Genomic DNA, 24,905 nt, shown 5'->3' on the forward strand with positions numbered 1-24,905 from the left:
GAAAGGACCGCCGTGCCCGAAGACGTTCTCCCCACGATCGGCATGATCGCGCTCGCCGTGGTAATCGCGGTCGTGATCGCCGTCGTCGCGACCGCCGTCGTTGCTCTCGTGCTCCGCTCCGTCGGCAAGCGCAAAGCCTGGGCGCGCCTCCTGATTGGGCGCCTGCGCATCCCGTTCCGAGTGCTGCTGATGACGATCGCGGTGTGGGCCGCGCTCGCCGCGACCGTCTCGGGGGACCCGTGGCCGGGCCTCGTGCAGCGCGTCTTCCAGATCGGCACCATCGGGGCGGCCGCGTGGGTGGTCGGGGCGCTGTTCGTGTTCCTCGAGGACCTGGGCGCCGAGCGCTACCGGACCGATACGGCCGACAACCGGCGCGCCCGCCGCCTCCGCACGCAGATGACGATCATCCGAAGGGTCTCTGTGGCGGCCGTCGTCGTCATCGCGATCGGAGCCTCGCTGCTGACCTTCCCCGAGGCACGCACCGCCGGCGCGAGCCTGCTGGCGTCGGCGGGCGTGCTGTCGATCGTGGCCGGCCTCGCGGCCCAGTCGAGCCTCACCAACATCTTCGCCGGGATGCAGCTCGCCTTCAGTGATGCGATCCGGCTGGACGATGTGGTGATCGTCGAGAACGAGTGGGGCCGGATCGAGGAGATCACGCTGACCTACGTTGTCGTCCATCTCTGGGACGACCGCCGCCTGGTGCTGCCCACGAACTACTTCACGACCCAGCCGTTCCAGAACTGGACCCGCACCGGTTCCGAGTTGCTCGGCGCGGTTGAACTCGACCTCGACTGGCGGGTGAGCCCCGAGCAGATGCGTGACGAGCTGCACCGCCTGCTGGCAGAGACCCAGCTCTGGGACGGGCGCACCAGCGTCCTGCAGGTGACCGATGCGACGGGCGGCTTTGTCCGCATCCGGGTGCTGGTCACCGCGAGGGACGCGCCGACGCTCTTCGACCTGCGCTGCTACGTGCGGGAGCGGCTCGTTTCGTGGCTACACGAGAACGACCCGGTCGCTCTGCCGCGCCAGCGCGTCGAGGTGGAGCGAGAGCCTGCGCCGACCGCGACCCCGCGCCGACACACCTCCTCCGCTCCCGACAATCTCTTCTCGGGCGACGAGCGCTCGAACGAACGGGGCGCGCTCTTCACCGGTCTGATCGACTTGCGCGACACTCCGAAGCGCGACTGACTCCCGCGAGATGCCACCTATGAGGACGACACGCCGAGGGCGCGCGTCATAGGTGGCATCTCGCGGGAGGAGGGAGGGGGAGCTCGGCGGTTGACGGAGCTTATGGCGGCGTACCGGTCGCCGTCGCCTCGTGGCCGCCGGCCAGTTCCCCGCTCGATGTCGGCGTCATCACCAGCGAGTTGTCCGTGCGCTCGACCCAGATCGCGGGATCGGCACGCACTCGGGCGAGCGCGTCCTCGTCCGGGCCGCTGACGATCAAACTTCAGGTGAGGAAGCCGAGCATCGCGACTCCGAGTCGCCGATGCTCGCGAGCACGACGCGCCGACGCCTCATCGCGCCGCCGCGATCGCGTCCGCCGCCTGCACGAGAGCGAGGTGCGAGAGCGCCTGCGGGGTGTTGCCCGCGTGCCGGCGACCCTCGACGTCGTACTCCTCCGCGAGCAGGCCCACGTCGTTGCAGAGCCCGACCAGGCGGTCCATCAGGGTCCGCGCGTCGTCGATCCGGCCCGAGTGCGCGTACTGCCGGACCAGCCAGAACGAGCAGGCGAGGAACGGGTGCTCCCCGCCGGCGAGGCCGTCGACCGAGGACTCGGTGCGGTAGCGGTGCAGCAGGCCGTCCTGCAGCAGCGCGCGCTCCAGCTCGGCGACGGTGCCCAGCATCCGCGGGTCGTCGGCCGCGACGAAGCCGACCATCGGCAGGACCAGGAGCGACGCGTCGACCTCCCGGGAGCCGTAGGACTGCACGAAGTGGCCGCGCTCGGCGTCGTAGCCCTGCGCTTCGATCTCGGCGCGCACCTCCTCGCGCAGGCGCTCCCAGGTCTCGACCGGGCCCGGCAGGCCGTTCTCGCGCACGGCACGGACGCCGCGGTCCAGCGCCGCCCAGATCATCACCCGCGAGTGCGTGAAGTGCCGCGGCTCGCCCCGGATCTCCCAGATGCCGTTGTCCGGCCGCTGCCAGTTGGTCTCGACGAAGCCCAGCAGTGCGCGCTGGAGCGGCCAGGAGAACTGGGTCTCGTCCACTCCTGCCACGCGCGCCTCGTGCAGAGCGACCATCACCTCGCCGATCACGTCGGCCTGGTACTGGTCGACGGCGGCGTTGCCGATCCGCACCGGGGACGCGCCGTCGTAGCCGGGCAGGCTCGGCATCTCGCGCTCGGGCAGGTCTCGTTCGCCGGCGAGACCGTACATGATCTGCACATCCTCCGGCGAGCCGGCCACTGCCCGCAGCAGCCAGGCGCGCCACTTCTGCGCCTCTCGCTCGAACCCGTGCGCGAGCAGGGCCTGCAGGGTGAGCGAGGCGTCGCGGAGCCAGACGTAGCGGTAGTCCCAATTGCGGCCGCCGCCGAACTGCTCGGGGAGTGAAGTGGTCGCGGCGGCGACGATGCCGCCGGTCTCGTCGTCGGTCAGGGCACGCAGGGTCAGGAGCGAGCGGACGACGGCGCCGCGGTGCGGTCCGTCGTAGCTGATCGCAGACGCCCACTCCGACCACCACGCCAGCGTCCGCTCGAGCGCGCGGTCCACGTCGAGGCGCTTCGGCGCGCGCTGGTGCGAGGGGAACCAGGCCATCGAGAGGTCGACGACGGCGTCGGATGCGACATCGAACTCGGCAGTGTGGGCGTGATCGACGGCCTTCAGCCGGACCCCGCGCACGACGACCGCGTCGGGGCCGGCGACGGCCACGAGCAGCGGGTCCTCGTCGGTTCCTTCCTGCCGCATCCACGGCAGGGTGCGGGCATAGTCGAAGCGGATGCGCAGCTCCTGCCGCATCCGGACCGTTCCCGAGACTCCGCGCACCCGGCGCACCAGCTCGGCGCGCTCGTCGCGCAGCGGCATCACGTCGATCACCTCGATCACTCCGGTCGGAGTCGTCCAGCGGGTGACCAGCGCCAGAGTGTCGCCGAGGTAGTGGCGCTCGCTCGTCGCCCGCCCGTCCACCGGCCGCAGCGACCAGCGACCCTGGTCGTCACCGCCGAGGAGGGCGCCGAAGACGGAGGCAGAGTCGAAGCGGGGCAGGCACAGCCAGTCGATCCCCCCGTCGCAGGAGACGAGAGCGGCGGTGCGGCAGTCGGAGAGGACGGCGTAGTCCTCAATGGGGGAGACCATGCGGTGATCCTCTCAGGTTCTCCCGTCCTCTCCCAGTCAAGGCGGAGCGGGGCTCGTCGGCGCCGCCGTAGGGTGAGCCGCATGGTACAGACTGTCTCGACCCTGCTCATCCTCGGAGCCACGGGAGACCTGTCCTCGCGGCTGCTCCTGCCCGCCGTCGGCCAGCTTGTGGCTCGCGAGAGCGACCGGCGGCTGCACCTCGTCGGCGCCGGGCGCGAGGACTGGACCCAGGAGCACTGGCGCGAGGTACTGACCAGCTCCTTCGCTACGGTCGAGGCGACCGGCGCGGGAGTGGACGCACTTCGCTCCGGCACGCGCTACCAGCAGGTCGACGTGACGGATCCGGAGGCGCTCGCTGCGCTGCTCGCGAGCTGCGAGGGGCCGGTCGCGGTCTACTTCGCGCTACCGCCGGCGATCGCGGCAAAGGCCTGCGAGGCGCTCGCCGCCCATGACCTGCCTGAGGGGACCGTGCTGGCGCTCGAGAAGCCGTTCGGCACCGACCAGCCCAGCGCCCACGCGCTGAACGAGCGCCTCGCCGCGCTCGTTCCGGAGGAGCGCATCCACCGCGTCGACCACTTCCTCGGCCGCGCGACCGTGATGAACGTCCTCGGACTGCGCTTCGCGAACCGGATCCTGGAGCCGCTGTGGTCGGCCGAGCACATCGCGAGCGTCGAGATCGTCTACGACGAGCAGCTGGCTTTGGAGGGACGGGCGAGCTATTACGACACAGCGGGCGCGCTGACCGACATGATCCAGAGTCATCTGCTGCAGGTGCTCGCGGTGATCGCGATGGAGCCGCCGTCGACGCTCGACGCGGCCGACCTGCGCGACGCGAAGTCGATCGTCCTGCGCGCCACGCGACTGCACGGCGACGACCCCGCGTCGAGTTCGCGTCGCGCCCGGTACACGGCGGGGACGATCGACGGGCGGGAGTTGCCCTCCTACGCGGACGAGAAGGGCGTCGATCCGACGCGCCAGACCGAGACGCTGGCCGAGCTCGTCGTCGAGATCGACACCTGGCGCTGGGCGGGCGTGCCGTTCACGCTCCGCTCCGGGAAGGCGCTCGGGGAGCGGCGACGCGAAGTGGTCATCCGCTTCAAGCCGGTGCCGCACCTGCCCCGCGGTTTCCACGGCGCGGAGGAGCCGTCGGTGCTGCGGCTGTTCCTCGCGCCCGACAAGATGGCGCTCGAACTCAGCATCAACGGCCCCGGCGACCCGTACACGCTCGAGCGCGCCTCGCTGGAGGCGACCTTCGGCGCGGGCGAGCTGCTGGCGTACGGCGAGGTCATCTCGGGGATCCTCGATGACGATCCGTCGCTCTCGGTCCGCGGTGATGCGGCGGAGGAGTGCTGGCGGATCGTGCAGCCGGCGATCGACGCCTGGCAGGCGCAAGCGGTGCCGCTCGATGAGTACCCCGCGGGCAGTCAAGGACCCGCGGGTTGGCCGACGCTCGGAATCGAGCGGAGTTCTTCGTCGAGCGATGTGCGTCACCGAGGTTGAGAACATCCGAAAGGCCGGGAAAGGCCCTGCTGGGGCCGCTCCACCTCGGTGACGAACACGGCGGAGGTGAAGGTGGTACAGATTCGTCGGGCTCAGCGAGAAGCGGAGACGGAGATGTCAGCCGCGGACGGCTCCGCCCACACGGCGATCGGCTGCGGATCCCAGGTGAGCGCGGCCGGCTCGGCCGGGGGCGTGGAGGCGCGCATCACCGGGATCGCCTCGGTGAGCGGGGACGAGGTCCGCTCGGCGCCGGCGCGCAGCTGCTCGTCCTGGATCGCCGCAGAGAGCTCGTGGGCGAGCGAACGCGCGAGCATGCCGTGGAAGATCGGGTCGCGGTCGTCGTGGCTACGGCGCGTGACGACCCAGGCGCCTTCGGAGCCGACGAACGCGGCGAGGCGCTCGTGGACAACAGCGAACAGCTCGTCCTGGCTGAGAACGGGGGCCGCCGCGACGACCTCGGGGACCGGCTGGCGGCGCCTCAGACGAAACCTCATGACGAACCCCGTTTCCTGTACGTGCTGCGACTGCGACCAGTGGCGCCACGAGGACCAGTGTCGCCGCGAGCGCGCCCCACGACCCGCTGACACGCCGCCCCGCGGAGAGGTAGCGCGTCAGGAGGGGATTCAGCGGTCGCGCTTCTTGTCGCGCTCCTCCTTGACGGTCTCCTTCGAGTCGTAGGAGACCGAACCGAGGGCGACGGTGACCGAGATGACCCAGCTGACCCACTGCAGGGCCAGGCGCCAGTCCCGCGGCCCCTTGCGCGTGGTCTGCAGGATCGACCAACCGCCGACGATCGCGCTGATGACGCTGGAGTTGAAGATGAATTTGCGCATGCGTGTGCCTCCCGTGTGAGACTTCGACGCTAGCGGGTGCGGAAGCTCTCAGAAGAGCGCTTGACTGCACGGAGGGCTTCTGCCGCTACGGTTGACCGCTGCCGGGACCTGAGTCCTCGTGCCGGGGCTCGCTGAGGAGAACGGGAACGACATGCGCACGGCTGTGATCGGGGCGGTGCTGCTTGTCGTCGGAGCGGTGGCCGTCGTCGCCGGGGTCCTCCCGATGGACGCGCTGGCCGAGCTGGTCGAGCGGACGGCGCCGATCCTGGGCTTCGTGGTCGCGGTGACGGTGGTCGCCGAACTCGCCTCCGAGGCGGGGGTGTTCACGGTGGTCGCCGAGCGCTTCGCCGCCTGGGGCCGCGGGCGCACCGCGGTGCTGTGGCTGCTGGTCGTGGCGATGGCGCTCGTGAGCACGGTCTTCCTCTCGCTCGACACGACGGCGGTGCTCCTGACTCCGGTCGTGGTCCTGCTCGCGGCGCATGTGCGCGTCTCACCGCTGCCCTTCGCGATGGCCACGGTGTGGCTGGCGAACTGCGCCTCCCTCCTCCTGCCTGTGTCGAACCTCACCAACCTGCTCGCACAGCGCCGCCTGGGAGTGGAAAGCCCCTTCGCGTTCGCCGCGCTGACCGTGGTGCCAGCGCTCGTCGCGGCCGCTGTGCCCGTGCTGATCCTTGCGGTGCGCTACCGGCGCGAACTCGCCGGGCGCTACACGCCGGGGGAGCGGACGCCGGTCGCCGACCGGGTGCTGCTCGCCGGCGCGGGGATCGTGGTGGTGTTGCTCCTGCCCGCCCTGGTCTCGGGCCTGGAGGTGTGGATCCCGGCGACCGTCGCTGCGCTGGCGCTGATCGTGCTCTTCGCGGTGCGCCGACCCTCGGCGCTGAAGGCTTCGCTCCTGCCCTGGCAGCTCGTCGTCTTCGCGGCGGGCCTCTTCGTGGCGATGGAGGCGGCCCACCAGCTCGGGCTGGGCGCCGCGCTTGCCGTGATCGCGGGCGAGGGGAGCGGGACGCTCGACCTGCTGCGCCTGGCCGGCTCAGGAGCGGTCGCCTCGAACCTGGTCGACAACCTGCCCGCGTACCTCGCCCTTGAGCCGGTCGCCGCCGATCCGCTGCGGCTGGTCGCCCTGCTGATCGGCGTGAACGCCGGACCGCTGATTACCCCGTGGGCCTCGCTCGCGACCCTGCTCTGGCACCAGCGGCTGACCGCGCTGGGCGTGCACATCTCCTGGCGCCAGTACGCGCTGCTGGGCCTGGTCGCGGTCGTCCCGACGGTCGGCGGAGCGACGCTGGCGCTCGCCCTCGTGCAGGGCTGATCCCGGCCCCCAGAGGGGCGGGCTGGTAGCCTGGACGGGCATGACGACGGCTCGACCGACGATTGGGACCACCATTCCTCCGCACTCCGCTTCCCCCGCCTCCACCGCTGTCGAGACCGACGCCGAAGCCTGGGGAGGGACCGAGCGCAACGCGTTCGTGGTCGTCTCGAACCGCCTCCCGGTGGACCGCGTCGTGGCCGAGGACGGCACCGCCTCGTGGAAGACCTCGCCCGGTGGGCTCGTCACGGCGCTCGAGCCGGTGATGCGCGCGAACGAGGGCGCGTGGGTCGGCTGGCCCGGCGTCGCCGACGAGGAGGTCGCTCCGTTCGTCGACAACGGCGTGCAGATCGTGCCGGTAGCCCTGAGCGCTCAGGAGCTCGAGGACTACTACGAGGGCTTCTCCAACGACACGCTCTGGCCGCTCTACCACGACGTGATCGCACCGCCCACCTACCACCGTGAGTGGTGGGATGCCTACGTGCGGGTGAATCAGCGCTTCGCCCAGGCGGCCGCGGCCGTGACAGAGCACAACGGCGTGGTTTGGGTGCAGGACTACCAGCTCCAGCTCGTGCCGAAGATGCTCCGGGAGCTGCGCCCCGACATGACGATCGGCTTCTTCAACCACATCCCGTTTCCGCCCTACGGGATCTTCGCGCAGCTCCCGTGGCGTCGGCAGATCGTCGAGGGCCTGCTCGGCGCCGACGTGATCGGCTTCCAGCGCCAGGGCGACGCGGGCAGCTTCCTGCGCGCGGTCCGGCGGCTGCTCGGCTACGACACCCGCAGCACGGTCGTCGAGGTCCCGGTCGAGGAGGAGGCCGTCAGCGGCACCCGCCGCGTCAACCGCTCCCGGCGTGGGGCGAGCGTGCGCCCGGTCGTTGCCCGGCACTTCCCGATCTCGATCGACTCGGCCTCGTTCGAGGCGATGGCGCGGACCCCCGAGATCCAGGAGCGGGCAGCGGAGATCCGCGCCGAGCTGGGGAACCCCGCGACGATCATGCTCGGCGTCGATCGCCTCGACTACACCAAGGGGATCGGCCACCGTTTGAAGGCGTTCGGCGAACTGCTCGCCGACGGCCGGCTCACCTCGGAGGAGGCGGTGCTGGTGCAGGTTGCGAGCCCGAGTCGCGAGCGTGTGGACACCTACCGCCAGCTGCGCGATGACATCGAGCTGCAGGTCGGGCGGATCAACGGCGACTACAGCACGCTCGGGCATCCCGCGATCAGCTACCTGCACCACGGCTACCCGCGCGAGGAGATGGTGGCGCTCTACCTGGCCGCGGACGTCATGCTCGTGACGGCGCTGCGCGACGGGATGAACCTGGTCGCGAAGGAGTACGTCGCCTCCCGCTTCGACAACGACGGCGTGCTGGTGCTGAGCGAGTTCGCCGGAGCTGCGGACGAGCTCAAGCAGGCCGTGCAGGTGAACCCGCACGACATCTCGGGCCTCAAGGATGCGATGGAGGCGTCGGCGCGGATGCCGCGCGTCGAGCGCACCCGGCGGATGCGGGCGCTTCGGCGTCGCGTGATCGAGAACGACGTGACGCGCTGGTCGGAGTCTTTTCTCGCCGCGCTCGCCGAGCACGCCGCCGGGCAGCAGCTCTCCGTGCGCCCCGCCGCCCGCGGCCCGGAGGCCCCGCACGGTCAGGAGGCGGAGCACCGCGACGACGCCGCGCACGGTGAGGCGGCCGAGTTCGAGCGTGGGGCGACCGACGAGCGCCAGCTCGACGGCGGCGCCCGATGAGCGAGGGAGTGCCCGAGCGGCTCTCCGCGGCACTTCGGGGGCTGGCAGCGACCGAGCGGCTCCTGGTCGCCCTCGATTTCGACGGCACTCTCGCGCCCGAGGTCGACGACCCCGCCCGGGCGCGGGCTCTCCCGGAGGCTCGCAACGCGGTTCTGCGGCTGCTCGCCCTGCCCGCCACCCGGGTCGCCCTGGTCTCGGGCCGAGCGCTCGGGAGCCTCGAGGAGGTCTCCCAGCTGCCGGACGAGGCGCTGCTGGTCGGCTCGCACGGCATCGAGATCCGCCTCGACCCGGAGGAGGACGCGGTCCGCCTCGACGACGACGAACTCGAGAAGGTGGGCGTGCTCGAGGACGTGCTCAAGGGCATCGCCCGCGGGATCGACAATGTCTGGATCGAGGACAAGCCCGCCGGCTTTGCCCTGCACACCCGCCTCGCGACCGAGCGCCACAGCCGCGTCGCCCACGTCGTCGCCCTCTCCGAGGCGCGCGCCGAGGTGCAGGGAGTCACGGTGCGCGAGGGCAAGAACGTCTTGGAGTTCTCGGTCCGCTCCACCACCAAGGGTGAGGCCGTGCAGCATCTGCGCCAATACACCGGCGCGACTGCCGTGCTCTACGCCGGCGATGACGTGACAGATGAGGACGCCTTCGCCGTCCTCGGCTCCGGCGACGTCGGTATCAAGAGCGGCGAGGGCACCACCGCCGCCGCCTACCGCGTCCGCGGCCCCGAGCAGATCGCGCACGCGCTGCGCCTGCTCGCCGACCTGCGCTCGATGTAAGGGCCACAGCTCACCGACGACAGTTGCCCTTTCGGCTGAGCAGACGCGTGGAAAATGATAGGGGATTCGTCACTGACCTCCGCTTAGTATAGAGCAGGTCTCAGCAATCCTCCATGCCATCACCGATTTCTTTGCGCCCACGGGTGAAACCACTTCGGGCTGCGGCGACCCTGAGGAAGTCCCTCGTTATCGCCGTTGGTGTGGCAGAATTTCTTTTCATCCTGCTGGTCGGCGTGACAGGAGGTGAGACGGAGGCGCTCGCTGCCCTATCAGGATTTATAGCATCCATCGACGAAAATGTCGTTGAACTATTTTACGGCATCGCGACTGTGGCTCTTGTATCATTCGCAGCCTTGGGTCGCGGGGCGCTCGACGAACCTCAGCAGTCGGACGAAGCAGAGCGCAGAGTGCGCCGTTTCGCCAACGCTGCTCTAGCCGCGATCGCGTTGACGATCCTGATGCAGGCCGTTTTCACCATCGCGCTCTGGCGGACCGAACCCGCGGAGGTCATCGTCTCTTGGATGGGAGCGAGCGCCCTGATCTTCGCAGCTCTCGACGGTGCCGGCATCGCCCTGCGCAGTGATCTCCGTGAGCAAAGGCGTCGGTCACTAAGCGCTGCTCGGAAGCTCGAGAAGCGCATTCTTCGACGCAGAGCGTGCCTGTTCAGGCGCTCCGCTCCTCGCAGGGCTCTCGTGGTGAGTGGAATGGTCGTTGGTGTGTGGTGGTCGATCTGTATCGCGGCTGTCTTCTTCGCTTTGGGTCAGCATGATCTTCTTGATATAGGGTTCTGGGTGCTGACCGTATTCAGGGTCGGCTTCATTCTGGCTGCGGCTCCTTTTGCGTCGGTTATTATGCGTGACCGATATCGCGCTACCCAACAGAAGATGCATGCTTCGCTGCGGAGGCTCTCTCGGTTCGGCGCGATCCTCGTACCGACTTTTTTCGCTGGCTACGTTCTCTGGCCGAAGAATGGCAGCGCATCGCTACTTGAGAATGCAATAGTCATTGCGCTTGCGGCGTTGCCGTTGCTCCTGCTTCCCGCCCTCGCCTCGGAGCGCAGGGAGGCAAGTCCGTGGTGGACCCCGCAGGGCGCCGCGCGTCAGGCTTATGCCGCCGCTGTGGGACTTCACCGACAAGCTGTGCAGGGCGAACTCGAAACGCTGGAGCGAGTGTTCTCGCCCTCGGGCCTGGGGCGGAACGGCCACACGGCGACGGGCTAGCCCTGCAGATCACCTGAACCGGATCAGTTGACCCTGTCGGACGGTTCGTCACGAATTGTTGCTGTGGCGTTCCAGCGAGGACCGGTTGGAGGCGAGTCTCACCGCTGCAATTCGTCATCAAGCTGCATGTCTTCTTGAGGTGGTCAACAGTTCGAGATGCTACCGCACTACGGGTGCGGCGTGATCGCGACCACGGTGATCATATTCCCTCCGGGGCCGTAATGCCAGAAGATCCTCCACGCAGAAGCTGTATTGTTCTCAATGTAAGAGTCCCAGATGTCCTCTCCATTGGTGCCGCTCATCGAATAATATTTGTGGGAATTGAGGGATGGATATCTAGGGTCGGTCTGCAACAGGCCCAATGCGCGGCGAACCTTCCTTAATTTTTTCTCCAGATGCTTGTCGCCCTCGAGAGTGGAGATGGTCCGCGCTGCTTCCTGGGTGAACCGCAACGCGAAGGCGCTCATTCGTCGCCGTCCTCGGAGCTTCCTTCCACGTAGCCGGTGAAGTCGCCGAGTTCGACCGTGTCATTCGCGGCGCTCTCCAGCAGGCCGCGCGACACGGCTCCGCGGATCTGCTCGTTCTCCCAAACCAGGAGTTCTCGCTTCGGAATGGACACCAGTGGTGTGAGCAGGATTTCCCCGTCGTCGCTGACTGCGACTGCGTAGCGATCGTCACGCCGTACCCCTGCGCGCCCGAACGCGATCCGAGCCCGCTCGTCGGCAACGGCTTCGCCGACCGGCACGAACTTGTGCGTGGTGTCCATGAAGGTCTCCTTCTTCGGTGAGCTCGAGCCTACACCGCTGCCCACATTCCCACTTGTGGCGTATGGGTTGAGGTATCCTTCTCGTGGGCGCGGGCCGCCCCGGGGCCTACTGCGCGAGCGGCCGACGCAGCGCGAGGCGGTAGCCTCGACGCATGCCGGACATAGATTGGAAGCCCCGCTCGCGCACCGTCACGGACGGCATCGAGGCCACGACGTCCCGCGGGATGCTGCGGGCAGTCGGGATGGGCGATGACGACTGGGAGAAGCCCCAGATCGGCATCGCGTCCTCCTGGAACGAGATCACCCCCTGCAACCTCTCGCTTGAGCGCCTGGCGCGCTCGGCGAAGGAGGGCGTGCACTCCGGCGGCGGCTACCCGCTCCAGTTCGGCACCATCTCGGTCTCGGACGGCATCTCGATGGGCCACGAGGGCATGCACTTCTCGCTCGTCTCGCGCGAGGTCATCGCCGACTCCGTCGAGACCGTGATGATGGCCGAGCGTCTCGACGGGACCGTCATGCTCGCGGGCTGCGACAAGTCGCTGCCCGGCATGCTGATGGCGGCGGCCCGCCTCGACCTGGCCGCCGTCTTCGTCTACGCGGGCTCGATCGCCCCGGGCTGGGTGAAACTCTCGGACGGCACCGAGAAGGACATCACGATCATCGACTCGTTCGAGGCGGTCGGCGGCGTCAAGGCGGGCATCATGTCGGCGGAGGATGCCAAGCGGATCGAGTGCGCGTTCGCCCCGGGTGAAGGCTCGTGCGGCGGGATGTACACCGCCAACACGATGGCCAGCGTCGCCGAGGCGCTCGGGATGAGCCTCCCCGGCTCCGCCTCGCCCGCTGCGGCCGACCGCCGCCGCGACTACTTCGCTCGCAAGTCCGGCGAGGCGGTCGTCGCACTGCTGCGCACCGGCACCACGGCGCGCGACATCCTCACCAAGGAGGCGTTCGAGAACGCAATTGCGGTTGCAATGGCATTCGGCGGCTCGACCAACGTCATCCTGCACCTGCTCGCGATCGCCAACGAGGCCGAGGTCGACCTCACGATCGACGACTTCAACCGCATCGGCGACACGATCCCGCACATCGGCGACCTCAAGCCCTTCGGGAAGTACGTGATGAACGATGTGGACCGCCACGGCGGCGTCCCCGCCGTGATGAAGGCGCTTCTGGACGCGGGGCTCCTGCACGGCGACTGCCTCACCGTCACTGGAAAGACCGTTGCCGAGAACCTCGCCGAGATGGACATCGCGCCGCTGGACGGCGAGGTCATCCGCACCCTCGACAACCCGATCCACGCGACCGGCGGTCTCACCATCCTCAAGGGCTCGCTCGCTCCGGAGGGAGCGGTGGTCAAGACCGCGGGGTTCGACGCCTCCGTCTTCGAGGGTCCGGCCCGCGTCTTCGAGCGCGAGCGCGGCGCGATGGACGCGTTAACCGAGGGCCGGATCGAGAAGGGCGACGTGGTGGTCATCCGCTACGAGGGTCCGAAGGGTGGCCCCGGTATGCGCGAAATGCTCGCCATCACCGCCGCCATCAAGGGGGCCGGGCTCGGAAAAGATGTACTACTGTTGACCGACGGACGATTTTCAGGCGGCACAACCGGCCTGTGCATCGGCCATATAGCTCCCGAATCGGTGGACGCAGGTCCCATCGCATTCGTTCGCGACGGAGACCCGATTCGGGTCGACATCGCCGCTCGCTCGATCGACCTACTCGTCGACGAGTCCGAGCTCGCCGCCCGCCGAGAAGGCTGGGCCCCGCTTCCCCCGCGGTACACCCGCGGAGTCCTCGCCAAGTACGCCAAGCTCGTCCGCTCGGCAGCCGAGGGCGCCGTCACCGGGTGACCCGGTCCGCTCCGGCCGGCCCCGCATCCGCGTCTCCCAGGCACTCGCCTCCGGCCCCTGCCCGCCGCCGCATCACCTCCTGAAGGAATCGACACTCGCATGACTCCGGATCCGTCCGCCGTGCAGCCCGCACCGACGCCCCAGCCACCTCGTCCCGCCCCTGCCCCGGGGGCCGCCCCCGCGGCCGAGGTCCTCACCGGAGCGCAGGCGGTCGTCCGCTCGCTCGAAATGCTCGGGATCAAGGACGTGTTTGGTCTGCCCGGCGGCGCGATCCTCCCGGTCTACGACCCGCTGATGGACTCCTCCAAGGTCCGGCACATCCTGGTCCGCCACGAGCAGGGCGCCGGCCACGCCGCCGAGGGCTACGCCGCAGCGACCGGCAAGCTCGGCGTCTGCATCGCGACCTCCGGCCCCGGAGCGACGAATCTCGTCACCGCGATCGCGGACGCCTATATGGACTCGGTCCCGATGCTCGCGATCACCGGCCAGGTGTTCTCGACGCTGATGGGCACCGATGCATTCCAGGAGGCGGACATCGTCGGCATCACTATGCCGATCACCAAGCACTCCATCCTGGTGACGCGCCCCGAGGATGTCCCCTCGGCTCTCGCCTCCGCCGCACTGATCGCGACCACCGGCCGCCCCGGCCCGGTGCTGGTCGACATCACGAAGGACGCGCAGCAGGACCAGGCGCCCTTCCTCTGGCCCCCGAAGATCGACCTGCCCGGCTACCGGCCGGTCACGAAGGCTCACGGCAAGCAGATCCAGGCTGCCGCGCACCTGCTGGCGGAATCGAAGAAGCCGGTGCTGTACGTGGGCGGCGGCATCATTCGCGCCCGCGCGGCTGCCGAGCTGAAGGCGTTCGCCGAGGCGTGCGGCGCCCCCGTGGTGACCACGCTGATGGCGCGCGGCGCGTTCCCCGACTCGCACGAGCAGCACCTCGGTATGCCGGGCATGCACGGCACCGTCCCCGCGGTGCTGGCGCTGCAGGAGGCCGACCTGATCCTCGCGCTGGGCTCGCGCTTCGACGACCGGGTGACCGGGAAGGCGGCGCTCTTCGCACCCCACGCGAAGGTCGTTCACGTCGACATCGACCCGGCAGAAATATCGAAAATCCGCGTTGCCGACGTGCCGATCGTGGGCGACCTCAAGGACGTCCTCCCGGACCTCACCGAGGCGTTCGCCAAGGCCTCCGCCGAGGGACGCGCGGACACCGCGGAGTGGTGGAGCTACCTCACGGGCCTCCAGACCGAATTCCCGCTCGGCTACACCGAGCCCGAAGACGGCCTGCTCTCCCCGCAGTACGTGATCAAGCGCATCGGCGAGATCACCGGCCCCGAGGGCGTGTTCGCCTCCGGAGTCGGCCAGCATCAGATGTGGGCGGCGCAGTTCATCCAGTACGAGCGCCCCAACTCGTGGTTGAACTCCGGCGGGGCCGGCACGATGGGCTACTCCGTGCCCGCGGCGATGGGCGCGAAGGTCGGCGAGCCCGAGCGCACCGTCTGGGCGATCGACGGCGACGGCTGCTTCCAGATGACCAATCAGGAGCTCGCCACCTGCACGATCAATGACATCCCGATCAAGGTCGCGGTGATCAACAACTCCTCGCTCGGGATGGTCCGCCAGTGGCAGACCCTGTTCTACGAGGGCCGCTACTCCAACACCGACCTCAACACGGGCCACGACACCGTGCGGGTGCCGGACTTCGTGAAGCTCGCCGAGGCGTACGGCGCCCTCGGTATCCGCGTCACCAAGCCGGAGGAGATCGACGACGCCATCCGCCTCGCCATCGCCACCAACGACCGGCCCGTGGTGATCGACTTCGTCGTCAGCCGCGACTCGATGGTCTGGCCGATGGTCCCGCAGGGCGTCTCGAACAGCTACGTCCAGTACGCCAAAGACCACAGCCCGACCTGGGACGACGAGGAGTAGACCCGCATGACGCACCACGTTCTCTCCCTGCTCGTCGAGGACAAGCCGGGACTGCTCACCCGTGTCGCGGGGCTGTTCGCCCGCCGGGGCTTCAACATCGAGTCCCTCGCGGTCGGGCCGACCGAGCTGGACGGGCTCTCGCGCATCACGGTCGCCGTGGATGTGGAGGATCTGCCGCTCGAGCAGGTCACGAAGCAGCTCAACAAGCTGATCAACGTAATCAAGATCGTCGAACTCGACACCGATCAGTCGGTCCAGCGCGAGCACCTGCTCGTGAAGGTCCGGGTCGACAACGTCACCCGCTCACAGGTGCTCGAGGCCGTGACGCTGTTCCGCGCCCGCGTGGTCGACGTCGCGACGGACGCCCTGGTGATCGAGGTCACCGGCGACACCGGTAAGACCAATGCGTTCCTGCGGGTGATCGAGCCCTACGGCATTAAGGAGATCGCTCAGTCGGGCCTGCTCGCCATCGGGCGCGGCTCGAAGTCGATCACCGAACGCGTCTTCAAGAACTGACCGCAAATTCTCCACAGAACTCGAACTCTCCACTACAGACTCGAACGCTCCACTACAGACTCGAACGCTCCACTACAGAAAAGGACTCACCACATGACTGAGCTTATCTACGACGCCGACGCCGACCTCTCCATCATCCAGTCCAAGAAGGTCGCAATCGTCGGCTACGGTTCGCAGGGCCATGCGCACGCGCAGAACCTCCGCGACTCCGGCGTCCAGGTCGTCATTGCGCTCAAAGAGGGGTCGAAGTCCACGGCCAAGGCCGAGGACGACGGCTTCGAGGTCAAGAGTGTCGCCGACGCCGCCGAGTGGGCCGACCTGATCATGATCCTCGCGCCGGACCAGCACCAGCGCGCCATCTACAGCGAGCAGATCGCCTCCAGGCTGACGGAGGGGAAGACGCTGGCGTTCGCGCACGGCTTCAACATCCGCTTCGGCTACATCGAGGCGCCCGCCGGAGTGGACGTCATCCTGATCGCGCCGAAGGCCCCGGGTCACACTGTGCGCCGCGAGTTCGTCGCCGGCCGCGGTATTCCGGACATCATCGCCGTCGAGAACGACGCGTCCGGCACCGCCTGGGAGACCGCGAAGTCCTACGCGAAGGCCATCGGCGGCACCCGCGCCGGTGTCATCACGACGACCTTCACCGAGGAGACCGAGACCGACCTGTTCGGCGAGCAGGCCGTGCTCTGCGGTGGCACTTCGCAGCTCGTGCAGTACGGCTTCGAGACCCTTGTCGAGGCGGGCTACCAGCCCGAGATCGCCTACTTCGAGGTCCTGCACGAGCTCAAGCTCATCGTCGACCTGATGTGGGAGGGCGGCATCGCGAAGCAGCGCTGGAGCGTCTCGGACACCGCTGAGTACGGCGACTACGTCTCGGGCCCGCGCGTCATCGACCCGCGCGTGAAGGAGAACATGAAGGCGGTCCTCGGCGACATCCAGAGCGGTGCCTTTGCCAAGCGCTTCATCGCGGACCAGGACGCCGGTGCACCCGAGTTCCAAGAGCTGCGCGCCCGAGGCGAGAAGCACCCCATCGAGGAGACCGGTCGCGAGCTGCGCAAGCTCTTCGCCTGGAAGCAGACCGACGAGGACTACACCGACGGCAGCGTCGCGCGCTAGCCACTCGCTCGCCACTCCGCCGCGATCGAGGGAACCCCGGCCCGTCGAGGGATCCCGCTCGAGCGGGCTCCCTCGACGGGCCGGGGTTCCCTCGCGTTCAGGGGGGTTAGGGGGCGGCGCGGACGAGGCGGCGCAGGCCGCCCTTGGGGGGTACGAGGACGGGGTCGGGCCAGCGGGGAGAGAGGTGGTCGCCGAGGGTGACCCGGCGGAGCTTGCGGCCGACGAGGGGGAGGACCCAGTCGGCGGCCCACCGGCGCTGCTCGCGCAGTCGTTCGCGCAGGGGAAGCGGCTCGGGCGCCTCCCACGGACCGGTCGAGATCGTATGCGGGACGCCGAGTGTGTCGAGCACGCGGCCCGCGAGGACACGGTGGCCCCGCTTGGAGAGGTGCATCCGGTCGGGCGACCAGAGCACCGGGGAGTGGAACTCCTGCATCGCCCAGTAGTCGACGAGGACCGCGCCCCGCTCGCGGGCGATCCTGCGCACGGCGCTGTTGTAGAGGTGGTTGCGGCGCACGAACATTCTCGGGGCGGGCAGGCCAGGAATGTCGACGCCGGTGAAGAGCACGAGGGAGGCGCCGGTCGTCGCGAGCGCGTCGACCAGCGTTTCATAGCGGGCGATCAGCTCGGCGGTGTCGGTGCCAAGGTCGAGGATGTCGTTGCCCCCCGCGTAGAGCGTGACCAGGGTGGGCCGCAGCGCGAGGGCCGGGGCGAGCTGGTCGTCGATGATCTGGGCGAGGCGCTTCGAGCGGATGGCGAGATTCGCGTACTCCCAGCCGGGCTCGGCCTTCGCCAGGCGCTCGGCGACGCGGTCGGCCCAGCCGCGCACACCGTTCGGTAAGCGCGGGTGGGGGTCGCCGACCCCCTCCGTGAAGGAGTCGCCGAGGGCGACGAAGCGGCGGCGGCGGTCGTCCATCCGCTCAGCCTCGCCCCCGGGGGAGAACGCGGGGTGTCCGACGGGCGTCGGGGAGGCGGCGGGCTCTGAGCCTCCTGCGAGCCGCGCGCGGCTAGGGTGTTGCGGTGATCAATGGTGGACCGGGCCGCTCCCCGGAGGACGAGGACTTGGTGGCCCGGGTCGAGCCGCCCGTGCCCGACCCGGAGGACGACGACGAGGCCCTGGAGTGGGCGGGCGAGGGCGCGGACCCGACCCTGGCTGCGGGCGAGGCGCGAGCGCGCCGGCGGGCGGCGGCGGCGGGCGGCTCAGCGGACGACGCGGGTGACGGCTCGGGTGACGGCTCCGGGGCTGACGGCTCCGGGGCTGACGGCTCCGGGGACGACGGCTCCGGGGACGACGCGGCGTCCTCCTCCGCTCTGCTGATCGCCTCGGGCATCGCCGCCGGGATCTACCTGCTGTACGCCATCGCCTGGGCGATCACGGCGACGCGGCAGGGGCCGACCGTCGTCCAGCGGTTCGAGCCGGGTGACGGGCTGGGTCAGGGGATGTACTCGCTCGGACTGTGGCTCGCGGTCGCGGCACCGCCGGTGTGGTTCACCGTCGTGCTGCTCGTCACTCGCGACTCCCGAGTGCGCACCCGCGTGCTCTGGCTCGTCGCCGGACTCGTCGTGCTCGCTCCGCTGCCGTTCCTCACGGGGGCGTGATGACCGACTCGACCCGGGCCACCCTTGGTGGGGCCGGCCGCCGCGACCAGCGTGGTGGGCGCCTCATCTCCTCCCTGCTGATCGCCGTCGCCTTCGCGCTTTTCTTCGCCTGGGACATCTGGGAGGCGATCGGCAACCTGATCGGTCTGCGCAGCTACGCGGCGCTGCTGGATACCGACCTGAATTCGACCGGCTGGACCGTGCTGCTGCTCGCTCTGGTGCTGCCGGTGGTCTGCTTCGTCGTCGCTCTCGTGCTCGGTCGCCGGCGCGGACTCGCCGCGAGGGCGGGCCTGCTGGCCGCGGCGCTCTGCCTCTCGGCCGTGCTCTCGCTCGACGTGCAGCTGATCCTGGGAGTCGAGAGCCTGGTCTCTCTGATCTGAGCCCCCGCGTCACACGGCGCGGAGCGCCTGCACCCCTCCGCTACAGTGACGGGGGCTGCCGGCGCTCCCGCCTCGGTGCCCACTCCGTCCCCTCTCCAAAGGAAGCCCTCTCGTGACACAGCCGGTCGTCCTGATCGCCGAAGAACTCTCGCCCGCCACCGTGGACGCGCTCGGTCCCGACTTCGAGGTCCGCTCCGTGGACGGCACCGACCGCCCAGCGCTACTCGACGCTCTCGCCACGGCGCACGCGATTCTCGTGCGCTCGGCGACGCAGGTGGACGCCGAGGCGATCGCCGCCGCCCCCTCGCTCCAGGTGATCGCCCGCGCCGGCGTCGGCCTGGACAACGTCGACATCGCCGCCGCGACCGCCGCGGGGGTCATGGTCGTGAACGCGCCGACCTCGAACATCATCTCGGCCGCCGAGCTGACCGTCGGGCACATCTTGAGCCTCGCCCGCCACATCCCCGCCGCGCACAGCGCGCTCGCGCAGGGCCTCTGGAAGCGCTCGACGTACACCGGCGTCGAACTCTACGAGAAAACGGTCGGCATCATCGGCCTCGGTCGCATCGGCGCTCTGATCACCGCGCGCCTGCAGGCCTTCGGCGTGAACGTCGTCGCCTACGACCCCTACGTGACCAGCGCCCGCGCCCAGCAGCTCGGCGTGACGCTCCTCGCGCTGGAGGAGCTGCTCGCGCAGAGCGACTTCATCACCATCCACATGCCCAAGACCCCCGAGACGACCGGCATGATCGCCGACGAGCAGCTGGCGCTGATGAAGCCGACGGCGTTCCTGGTCAACGTCGCGCGCGGCGGGCTGGTCGACGAGGACGCCCTGCACCGCGCCCTGGTCGCGAAGACTATCGCCGGCGCCGGGCTCGACGTATTCGTAAAGGAGCCGCCGACCGACTCCCCGCTGCTCGCCCTCGAGAACGTGGTCGTCACGCCTCACCTCGGGGCCTCGACCGATGAGGCGCAGGAGAAGGCCGGAGTCTCGGTTGCGCGCTCGGTGCGCCTCGCGCTCTCGGGCGAGCTCGTGCCCGACGCGGTCAACGTCGCCGGCGGAGTGATCGACGAGTACGTCCGCCCGGGCATCCCGCTGGTCGAGAAGCTCGGCCAGGTCTTCTCGGGTCTCGCGGGCTCGCCGGTCACCTCGATCGACGTGGAGGTGCGCGGCGAGCTCGCCGGCTACGACGTGAAGGTGCTCAAGCTCGCGGCGCTCAAGGGCGTGTTCACCAACGTGGTGTCGGAGACGGTGTCGTACGTCAATGCGCCGGTGCTCGCGGAGCAGCGCGGCATCGAGGTGCGCCAGATCACCGACTCGGTCTCTGACGAGTACCGCAACGTGATCACGCTGCGCGGGGCGCTCTCGGATGGCTCGCAGATCTCGGTCTCGGGCACGCTGACCGGAACGAAGCAGGTCGAGAAGATCGTCGCGATCAACGGCTACGACGTCGAGGTGCCCCTCGCGAAGCACCTCGTCGTGATGAGCTACGTCGACCGACCGGGCATCGTTGCGGTCTACGGCCGCGAGTTCGGCGACGCGGCGGTCAACATCGCCGGCATGCAGATCGCGCGCACCGAAGCGGGCGGTAAGGCCCTCTCGGTGATCACCATCGACTCGCCCGCGCCCGACGGCCTGCTCGAGAAGGTCCGCATCGCGATCGACGCCGACCTCATGCAAGAGATCGACATCACCGAGCAGTGACCGCGCGGCGCTTCGCCCAGGTCGACGTCTTCGGCGCCGAGCCGCTCCGCGGCAGCCCGGTGGCGGTGGTCGTCGACGGCATCGAGGATGCGGCGATGGCGGAGTTCGCCCGCCGCCTACGCGGGCATGGTCCGCGAGCTGCTCGCCGGACGCTCGGTGACGAGCGTCGAGCCCGGCCTGGAGGCCCGTGAGGCGCGGCTGCCCGCATTCCGGACGGGACCGGTCGAGGTCGGGACCGGGGTGCTGCGGCCGGGGATGGCCTCCCGGTCGCGCGAGCTGGTCGACTTCGTCGTGACCTGGATGACGCCGCGGACCTACGTGCGCGACGTCCTCCTCCCGCGCCTGACGCGCGCGGACGGCACCCGGGCGCGGGTGGTGACCAATGTGCACACGGCCCTCACCGGGCCGGGACGCTCCCCGAACCTGCTCGCGCAGGCCGGCTGCTCGAACCACCTGGCGCGCTTGCACTACTCCGACATGCTCCGCCGCGCCGGGATCGACGCGCACCCCTCCGACATTGCCTCCGGTGCGCGCGAACTCGTGCGCCGGAACGTCTTCGTTGTCGGCGACGCGCAGGAGGTTGCGGAGCAGATCCGCGACATCGGCGGGCACGGCATCGACGAGGTGGTCGTCAACCCGACGGCAGTGGCGACGGTGCACGGCGACGAGACCGCCCTCGACGACCTCCAGCAGATCAGTGAAGCCCTGAGACCGAAGGTGATGTCATGAAGATCGAAATCCTGCTCCCCGTCCTGCTGCTCGGTCTGGCGTTCCTGATCTACTGCTACGTCGATCTGATCCGCAGCACAGGCACCCGGTATCTGCCGAAGTGGGCGTGGGCGATCATCTGCGCGATCTCGATCCCCCTGGGCGGGATCCTCTACCTGATCTTCGGTCGGACCGAGCAGCGTGCAGCCCAGTAGTGAGGTGCAGAGCAGGAGCAGCGTGCTCGTCCGGGCCGACGGTGCCACGGTACGGTTCGGCTCGTTCACGGCGCTGGAGCGCGTCGACTGCTCGTTCGCGGGGACCGGTGTGCACGGCCTGATCGGAGTGAACGGCGCGGGGAAGACGACGCTCATCCACGCGCTGCTGGGGTTGATTCCGGTGACCTCCGGGCGGATCGAGCGCGGCTCCGGCGAGATCGCCTACTGCCCCGACACGCCCAGCTTCGAGCCGTTCCTCACGCCGCTCGAGGTGATGGCGCAGTCGGTGCGGCTCGGCGCGCCCGCGAGCGGAGTCGCCACCCGGCGCGCGATCCGGGACCTGCTGGCGCGGGTGGGGCTCCAGGACGCCGCGCGGCGCCGGGTGGGCGGGTTCTCGCGCGGAATGAAGCAGCGACTGGGAATCGCCGCCGCGCTGGTGCGCCGGCCCTCACTGCTCATCCTCGACGAGCCCACGAGCGCCCTCGACCCTGTCGGGCGCGAGGCGATCCTCGAGATCGTGCGCAGCCTCGGCCGCGAGATGTGCGTCGTGATCTCCAGCCACATCCTCACTGACGTCGACTCGGTGGCCGATCGGCTCGTGGTCCTGGACCACGGCCACCTCGTTTTCGCGGGGGACAAGGGGGCGTTCATCGAATCGGCCTCGGTGCGCTCCAGTATTGTCGTGTCCTCGTTTGAGGATGCGGCGGCCTTCCGGGCCCGCCTCGCGACGGCAGGGGTGAGGTCGGAGCCGGCCCTCGGCTCGGTCCGCGAGCTGCTCGTGCCGATGGGGTCGGTCGAGCCGCTGCTCGCGGTGATCGCGCGCAGCAGCGGCGACATCCGCTCGATCAGCTTCGGCGAGAACTCGCTGCAGCAGGCGTTCATGAATCGGATCGGCGCGCTCGCCGAGGCCGGGGCGGGGGAGCGGTCGTGAGCCTCTCCGTCGAGTTCAAGCGCTGGAACCGCACGCGGAGGTTGCTCGTCGTGGCACTCCTCTTCCTCTTCTCCGGCATCACGTCGCCGCTTATCGCCGAGTACAGCGCCGACATCTTCGGCGCGCTGGGGGCGACCGAGACCGTGACCATCACCGTCTCGGCCCCGACCTGGCAGAACCTCGTCGACTCCTACTTCAAGAACTCCTCGCAGCTCGCCCTGCTGCTCTCGGGCTACCTGGTCGGCTGGGCCTGCGCGCTCGGGCCGGATGAGCGCCTGCGCTTGTTCTACCGCTCGCGGGCGACGGGGCCGTGGCAGATCTTCGGCCCGCGGCTCGCGGTCTCGGCGATCGTCGCCTCGATTGGCGCGCTCGTCGGTGCCCTGATGGCTGGCTACGAGACCGTGGTCCTGCACCCCGACCTCGACGGGGGGCTCCTCGTCGGCGGGCTGGCTCTGCAGGCCGGCGCGCTCGTCGTGTTCGTCCTCCTGGCCGGAGTCCTGGCGTGCTGGACGAATGCTCCCTTTCTCTCCGCGATCGCCATCGCGGCCGTCGTCTTCCTCGGTGGGCTCTTCGCCGGCGCGGAGGGGTTCCAGCAGTGGTCCCCGACCGCCCTGCTCTCGCCCTCCGGCCTGATCGCCGGCGACGGGCCCGACCAGTGGGGCGCTGTGCTGGTCTCGCTCGCGGTTCTGACTGTCGCGATCGCGAGCGTCCTCCTCATCCGCATCCGATCGAACGGACACCGAAGCACATGATCGAGACAGCGACCAAGACGCCGACCGCGCGACGCTCCGAGGAGCTGATCGGCGTGCACGGCCTCACCAAGACCCTCGGCGCGAGGACCGTGGTCGATGACGTGTCCTTCTCGCTGCGGCGCGGATCCGCGTTCGGCCTGCTCGGACCCAACGGTGCGGGCAAGACCACGACGGTCCGCCTGCTCACGGGGCTGCTCACGCCGACCGCCGGCTCCGTGGAGCTGTTCGGCGAGGCGCTCACCGCGTCATCTGCGGACCGCCTCCGCCACCGGATCGGCGTGCAGACCGACGGGAACCTCTACGACCTGCTCACCGTCCGCGACAACCTCACGGCCTGGGGCGAGCTGTTCGGGATGCGCAAGGCGCACCGGAACGCGCGCATCGACGAGGTGCTCGAGCTGTTCGGGCTCTCGGACCGGGCGGACGACGTGCTCGGCTCGTTCAGCAAGGGCATGCGGCAGAAGGTGGCGATCGCCCGCGCGATGCTGCACGAGCCCGATGTGCTGTTTTTGGACGAGCCGACCTCCGGCCTGGATCCCGAGGCCGCCGCCGACCTCATCGGCCACCTCTCGTCGCTGACCGCCTCGAGCGAGGTCGCCGTCGTGATCTGCACCCACCAGCTGCAGGGCCTGGAAACGCTGTGCGACAGCATCGGGATCCTCGACAGCGGCCGCCTGGTCGCCTCCGGCCCCGTCACGCAGCTCCTCGAGCAGCGCTGGCCGGACACCACCGTGCAGCTCACCGTGGACGGGGACCCGGCCGCCGCCCTCGCGATCATCGCGCGCGCCGCCTCCGCGCCGCCTGCCTCCGACGACGGCGTCGTGACCCTGCGCGTGCGCTCCGAGGCCGACGTCCCCGCCCTGGTGCAGGCGCTCGTCGCCGGAGGCGTCCGCCTCACCTCGATCATCCCTCGGCGCCACACCATCGAGGAGTACTACTTCACGACCATCGGAGCAGAACGATGAACCGCCGCCGCGTGACCGCCCTCGTCCAGAAAGACTTCCGCGAGATCCTGCGCAATAAGCAGGCTCTGGCGCCGATCATTGTCGTGCCGATCCTCGTCGTCACGGTGCTCCCGGTGCTCGTGCTGCTCCTCGGGCGCAACCAGACGCTGATGGCGTCGATCAATGGAATGCAGCAGTTCCTCGCGAATCTGCCCGCCGGCATCGTCCCCGCCGACTACGACCTAGCGCAGTCCACCGCCTACGCGATGGTGATCTACTTCTTCGCGCCGATCTTCCTCCTCATCCCGGTGATGGTGGCCAGCGTCACGGCGAGCGCGAGCTTCGTGGGCGAGAAGGAGAAGCGGACGATCGAGGGGCTGCTCTACACGCCGCTGACCAACAGTGAACTGGTGCTGGCGAAGATCCTCGTCTCGCTGATCCCCGCGGTGCTCGTCACCTGGGCGGCGTTCCTGCTCTACGGCCTCGTCGTGAACCTGGTGGGCTATCCGCTGTTCGGCGGGCTCGTCTTCCCGACCGCGACGTGGCTCGTCTCGGCGTTCGTGCTCGCTCCGCTGATCGCCTTCCTCGCGATCTGCCTGATCGTGGCGGTGTCACAGCGGGCGACGACGGTGCAGGGCGCGCAGGGCACCGCCGCATTCCTGGTGCTTCCGCTGGTGGGGCTGGTCGTCGCGCAGACGGCGGGGCTCTCGCTCTTCAACCTCGCCGTCGCCGGAGTCGGCGCGGTCGTGCTCGTGCTGGTCGACCTGGCCCTGTTCTTCGCCGTGGTGCGGCGCTTCGACCGCGAGCGGCTGGTGACGCGGCTCTGAC

General features: G+C 69.4%; 26 protein-coding genes. 19 read left to right on the forward strand and 7 right to left on the reverse strand.

Annotation, left to right across the window (positions count from 1 at the left end; translation table 11 throughout):
* Nucleotides 1-12: 12 nt before the first annotated feature.
* Nucleotides 13-1,188 (forward strand): mechanosensitive ion channel family protein, encoded by a 1,176-nt coding sequence (locus C1O28_RS03720; RefSeq protein ID WP_337189900.1) that lies wholly within the window; start codon nt 13-15, stop codon nt 1,186-1,188.
* 100 nt (nt 1,189-1,288) lie between these two features.
* Here C1O28_RS03720 and C1O28_RS15040 read toward each other — a convergent pair whose 3' ends face one another.
* Together C1O28_RS15040 and C1O28_RS03725 are read right to left on the reverse strand one after the other, a co-directional pair.
* Nucleotides 1,289-1,447 carry a hypothetical protein gene (locus C1O28_RS15040; protein ID WP_160487520.1) on the reverse strand — a complete coding sequence of 53 codons (159 nt, stop codon included), beginning with the start codon at nt 1,445-1,447 and terminating at the stop codon, nt 1,289-1,291.
* A gap of 70 nt (nt 1,448-1,517) precedes the next feature.
* Nucleotides 1,518-3,290 carry a glycoside hydrolase family 15 protein gene (locus C1O28_RS03725; protein WP_097166537.1) on the reverse strand — a complete coding sequence of 591 codons (1,773 nt, stop codon included), beginning with the start codon at nt 3,288-3,290 and terminating at the stop codon, nt 1,518-1,520.
* A gap of 81 nt (nt 3,291-3,371) precedes the next feature.
* Here C1O28_RS03725 and C1O28_RS03730 point away from each other — a divergent pair, with 81 nt between their 5' ends.
* Nucleotides 3,372-4,790: a glucose-6-phosphate dehydrogenase gene (locus C1O28_RS03730; RefSeq protein WP_181024609.1), complete on the forward strand. Its 1,419-nt coding sequence runs from the start codon at nt 3,372-3,374 to the stop codon at nt 4,788-4,790.
* 92 nt (nt 4,791-4,882) lie between these two features.
* Here C1O28_RS03730 and C1O28_RS03735 read toward each other — a convergent pair whose 3' ends face one another.
* Both C1O28_RS03735 and C1O28_RS03740 read right to left on the reverse strand, forming a co-directional pair.
* Nucleotides 4,883-5,284 (reverse strand): hypothetical protein, encoded by a 402-nt coding sequence (locus C1O28_RS03735; protein WP_097166535.1) that lies wholly within the window; start codon nt 5,282-5,284, stop codon nt 4,883-4,885.
* A gap of 129 nt (nt 5,285-5,413) precedes the next feature.
* A complete protein-coding gene (locus tag C1O28_RS03740) occupies nt 5,414-5,623 on the reverse strand; it encodes a hypothetical protein (protein ID WP_097166534.1) in 210 nt (69 codons plus the stop codon).
* Nucleotides 5,624-5,774: 151 nt separating this feature from the next.
* Here C1O28_RS03740 and C1O28_RS03745 point away from each other — a divergent pair, with 151 nt between their 5' ends.
* The 4 genes from C1O28_RS03745 (at nt 5,775) to C1O28_RS03760 (ending at nt 10,666) form a co-directional block, all read left to right on the forward strand.
* Complete coding sequence (locus tag C1O28_RS03745; RefSeq protein ID WP_097166533.1) at nt 5,775-6,932, forward strand: ArsB/NhaD family transporter; 1,158 nt, start codon at nt 5,775-5,777, stop codon at nt 6,930-6,932.
* Between the two features lie 40 nt (nt 6,933-6,972).
* A complete protein-coding gene (locus C1O28_RS03750; RefSeq protein WP_097166532.1) occupies nt 6,973-8,673 on the forward strand; it encodes an alpha,alpha-trehalose-phosphate synthase (UDP-forming) in 1,701 nt (566 codons plus the stop codon).
* The gene (gene otsB, locus C1O28_RS03755; RefSeq protein ID WP_097166531.1) at nt 8,670-9,446 is read left to right on the forward strand and encodes a trehalose-phosphatase; all 777 of its coding nucleotides are present in this window, start codon (nt 8,670-8,672) and stop codon (nt 9,444-9,446) included. The genes C1O28_RS03750 and otsB overlap by 4 nt, the downstream gene beginning before the upstream one ends.
* A gap of 113 nt (nt 9,447-9,559) precedes the next feature.
* Nucleotides 9,560-10,666: a hypothetical protein gene (locus C1O28_RS03760; protein WP_133115532.1), complete on the forward strand. Its 1,107-nt coding sequence runs from the start codon at nt 9,560-9,562 to the stop codon at nt 10,664-10,666.
* A gap of 167 nt (nt 10,667-10,833) precedes the next feature.
* On the opposite strand, the gene C1O28_RS03765 is transcribed toward C1O28_RS03760, so the two are convergent.
* Together C1O28_RS03765 and C1O28_RS03770 are read right to left on the reverse strand one after the other, a co-directional pair.
* Nucleotides 10,834-11,133 carry a hypothetical protein gene (locus C1O28_RS03765; protein ID WP_097166529.1) on the reverse strand — a complete coding sequence of 100 codons (300 nt, stop codon included), beginning with the start codon at nt 11,131-11,133 and terminating at the stop codon, nt 10,834-10,836.
* The gene (locus tag C1O28_RS03770) at nt 11,130-11,432 is read right to left on the reverse strand and encodes a hypothetical protein (RefSeq protein WP_097166528.1); all 303 of its coding nucleotides are present in this window, start codon (nt 11,430-11,432) and stop codon (nt 11,130-11,132) included. The genes C1O28_RS03765 and C1O28_RS03770 overlap by 4 nt, the downstream gene beginning before the upstream one ends.
* Nucleotides 11,433-11,584: 152 nt before the next feature.
* Here C1O28_RS03770 and ilvD point away from each other — a divergent pair, with 152 nt between their 5' ends.
* The 4 genes from ilvD (at nt 11,585) to ilvC (ending at nt 16,846) form a co-directional block, all read left to right on the forward strand.
* Entirely contained in the window at nt 11,585-13,279 is a 1,695-nt protein-coding gene (gene ilvD, locus C1O28_RS03775) for a dihydroxy-acid dehydratase (protein ID WP_097166527.1), read from the forward strand.
* 99 nt (nt 13,280-13,378) lie between these two features.
* The gene (locus C1O28_RS03780) at nt 13,379-15,211 is read left to right on the forward strand and encodes an acetolactate synthase large subunit (RefSeq protein ID WP_097166526.1); all 1,833 of its coding nucleotides are present in this window, start codon (nt 13,379-13,381) and stop codon (nt 15,209-15,211) included.
* Between the two features lie 6 nt (nt 15,212-15,217).
* On the forward strand, nt 15,218-15,727 hold the full coding sequence (gene ilvN, locus C1O28_RS03785) for an acetolactate synthase small subunit (RefSeq protein WP_097166525.1): 510 nt from the start codon (nt 15,218-15,220) through the stop codon (nt 15,725-15,727).
* Nucleotides 15,728-15,820: 93 nt separating this feature from the next.
* The gene (gene ilvC / locus C1O28_RS03790) at nt 15,821-16,846 is read left to right on the forward strand and encodes a ketol-acid reductoisomerase (protein ID WP_097166524.1); all 1,026 of its coding nucleotides are present in this window, start codon (nt 15,821-15,823) and stop codon (nt 16,844-16,846) included.
* Between the two features lie 106 nt (nt 16,847-16,952).
* Here ilvC and C1O28_RS03795 read toward each other — a convergent pair whose 3' ends face one another.
* The gene (locus C1O28_RS03795; RefSeq protein ID WP_097166523.1) at nt 16,953-17,759 is read right to left on the reverse strand and encodes an SGNH/GDSL hydrolase family protein; all 807 of its coding nucleotides are present in this window, start codon (nt 17,757-17,759) and stop codon (nt 16,953-16,955) included.
* A gap of 104 nt (nt 17,760-17,863) precedes the next feature.
* On the opposite strand from C1O28_RS03795, the gene C1O28_RS03800 reads away from it, so the two are divergent.
* From C1O28_RS03800 to C1O28_RS03840, 9 genes are all read left to right on the forward strand, one after another.
* On the forward strand, nt 17,864-18,442 hold the full coding sequence (locus C1O28_RS03800) for a hypothetical protein (RefSeq protein ID WP_127821433.1): 579 nt from the start codon (nt 17,864-17,866) through the stop codon (nt 18,440-18,442).
* Nucleotides 18,442-18,822: a hypothetical protein gene (locus C1O28_RS03805; protein WP_097166521.1), complete on the forward strand. Its 381-nt coding sequence runs from the start codon at nt 18,442-18,444 to the stop codon at nt 18,820-18,822. Before C1O28_RS03800 ends, C1O28_RS03805 begins: the two co-directional genes overlap by 1 nt.
* Before the next feature lie 112 nt (nt 18,823-18,934).
* Nucleotides 18,935-20,527, forward strand: a complete 1,593-nt coding sequence (gene serA, locus C1O28_RS03810; protein WP_097166520.1) for a phosphoglycerate dehydrogenase — start codon at nt 18,935-18,937, stop codon at nt 20,525-20,527.
* An 87-nt stretch (nt 20,528-20,614) separates the two neighbouring features.
* Nucleotides 20,615-21,256 carry a hypothetical protein gene (locus C1O28_RS03820; RefSeq protein ID WP_202129477.1) on the forward strand — a complete coding sequence of 214 codons (642 nt, stop codon included), beginning with the start codon at nt 20,615-20,617 and terminating at the stop codon, nt 21,254-21,256.
* A complete protein-coding gene (locus C1O28_RS03825) occupies nt 21,253-21,450 on the forward strand; it encodes a PLDc N-terminal domain-containing protein (RefSeq protein WP_097166519.1) in 198 nt (65 codons plus the stop codon). The genes C1O28_RS03820 and C1O28_RS03825 overlap by 4 nt, the downstream gene beginning before the upstream one ends.
* Before the next feature lie 4 nt (nt 21,451-21,454).
* Nucleotides 21,455-22,381, forward strand: coding sequence for an ABC transporter ATP-binding protein (locus tag C1O28_RS03830; RefSeq protein WP_160487521.1), 927 nt, complete (start codon nt 21,455-21,457; stop codon nt 22,379-22,381).
* Nucleotides 22,378-23,133, forward strand: coding sequence for a hypothetical protein (locus C1O28_RS15045; RefSeq protein ID WP_097166517.1), 756 nt, complete (start codon nt 22,378-22,380; stop codon nt 23,131-23,133). The genes C1O28_RS03830 and C1O28_RS15045 overlap by 4 nt, the downstream gene beginning before the upstream one ends.
* Nucleotides 23,130-24,098 carry an ABC transporter ATP-binding protein gene (locus tag C1O28_RS03835; RefSeq protein ID WP_097166516.1) on the forward strand — a complete coding sequence of 323 codons (969 nt, stop codon included), beginning with the start codon at nt 23,130-23,132 and terminating at the stop codon, nt 24,096-24,098. The genes C1O28_RS15045 and C1O28_RS03835 overlap by 4 nt, the downstream gene beginning before the upstream one ends.
* The gene (locus C1O28_RS03840; RefSeq protein WP_097166515.1) at nt 24,095-24,904 is read left to right on the forward strand and encodes an ABC transporter permease subunit; all 810 of its coding nucleotides are present in this window, start codon (nt 24,095-24,097) and stop codon (nt 24,902-24,904) included. Before C1O28_RS03835 ends, C1O28_RS03840 begins: the two co-directional genes overlap by 4 nt.
* Nucleotide 24,905: the final 1 nt, after the last annotated feature.

Source organism: Rathayibacter rathayi (assembly GCF_004011095.1).
GTDB lineage: Bacteria > Actinomycetota > Actinomycetes > Actinomycetales > Microbacteriaceae > Rathayibacter > Rathayibacter rathayi.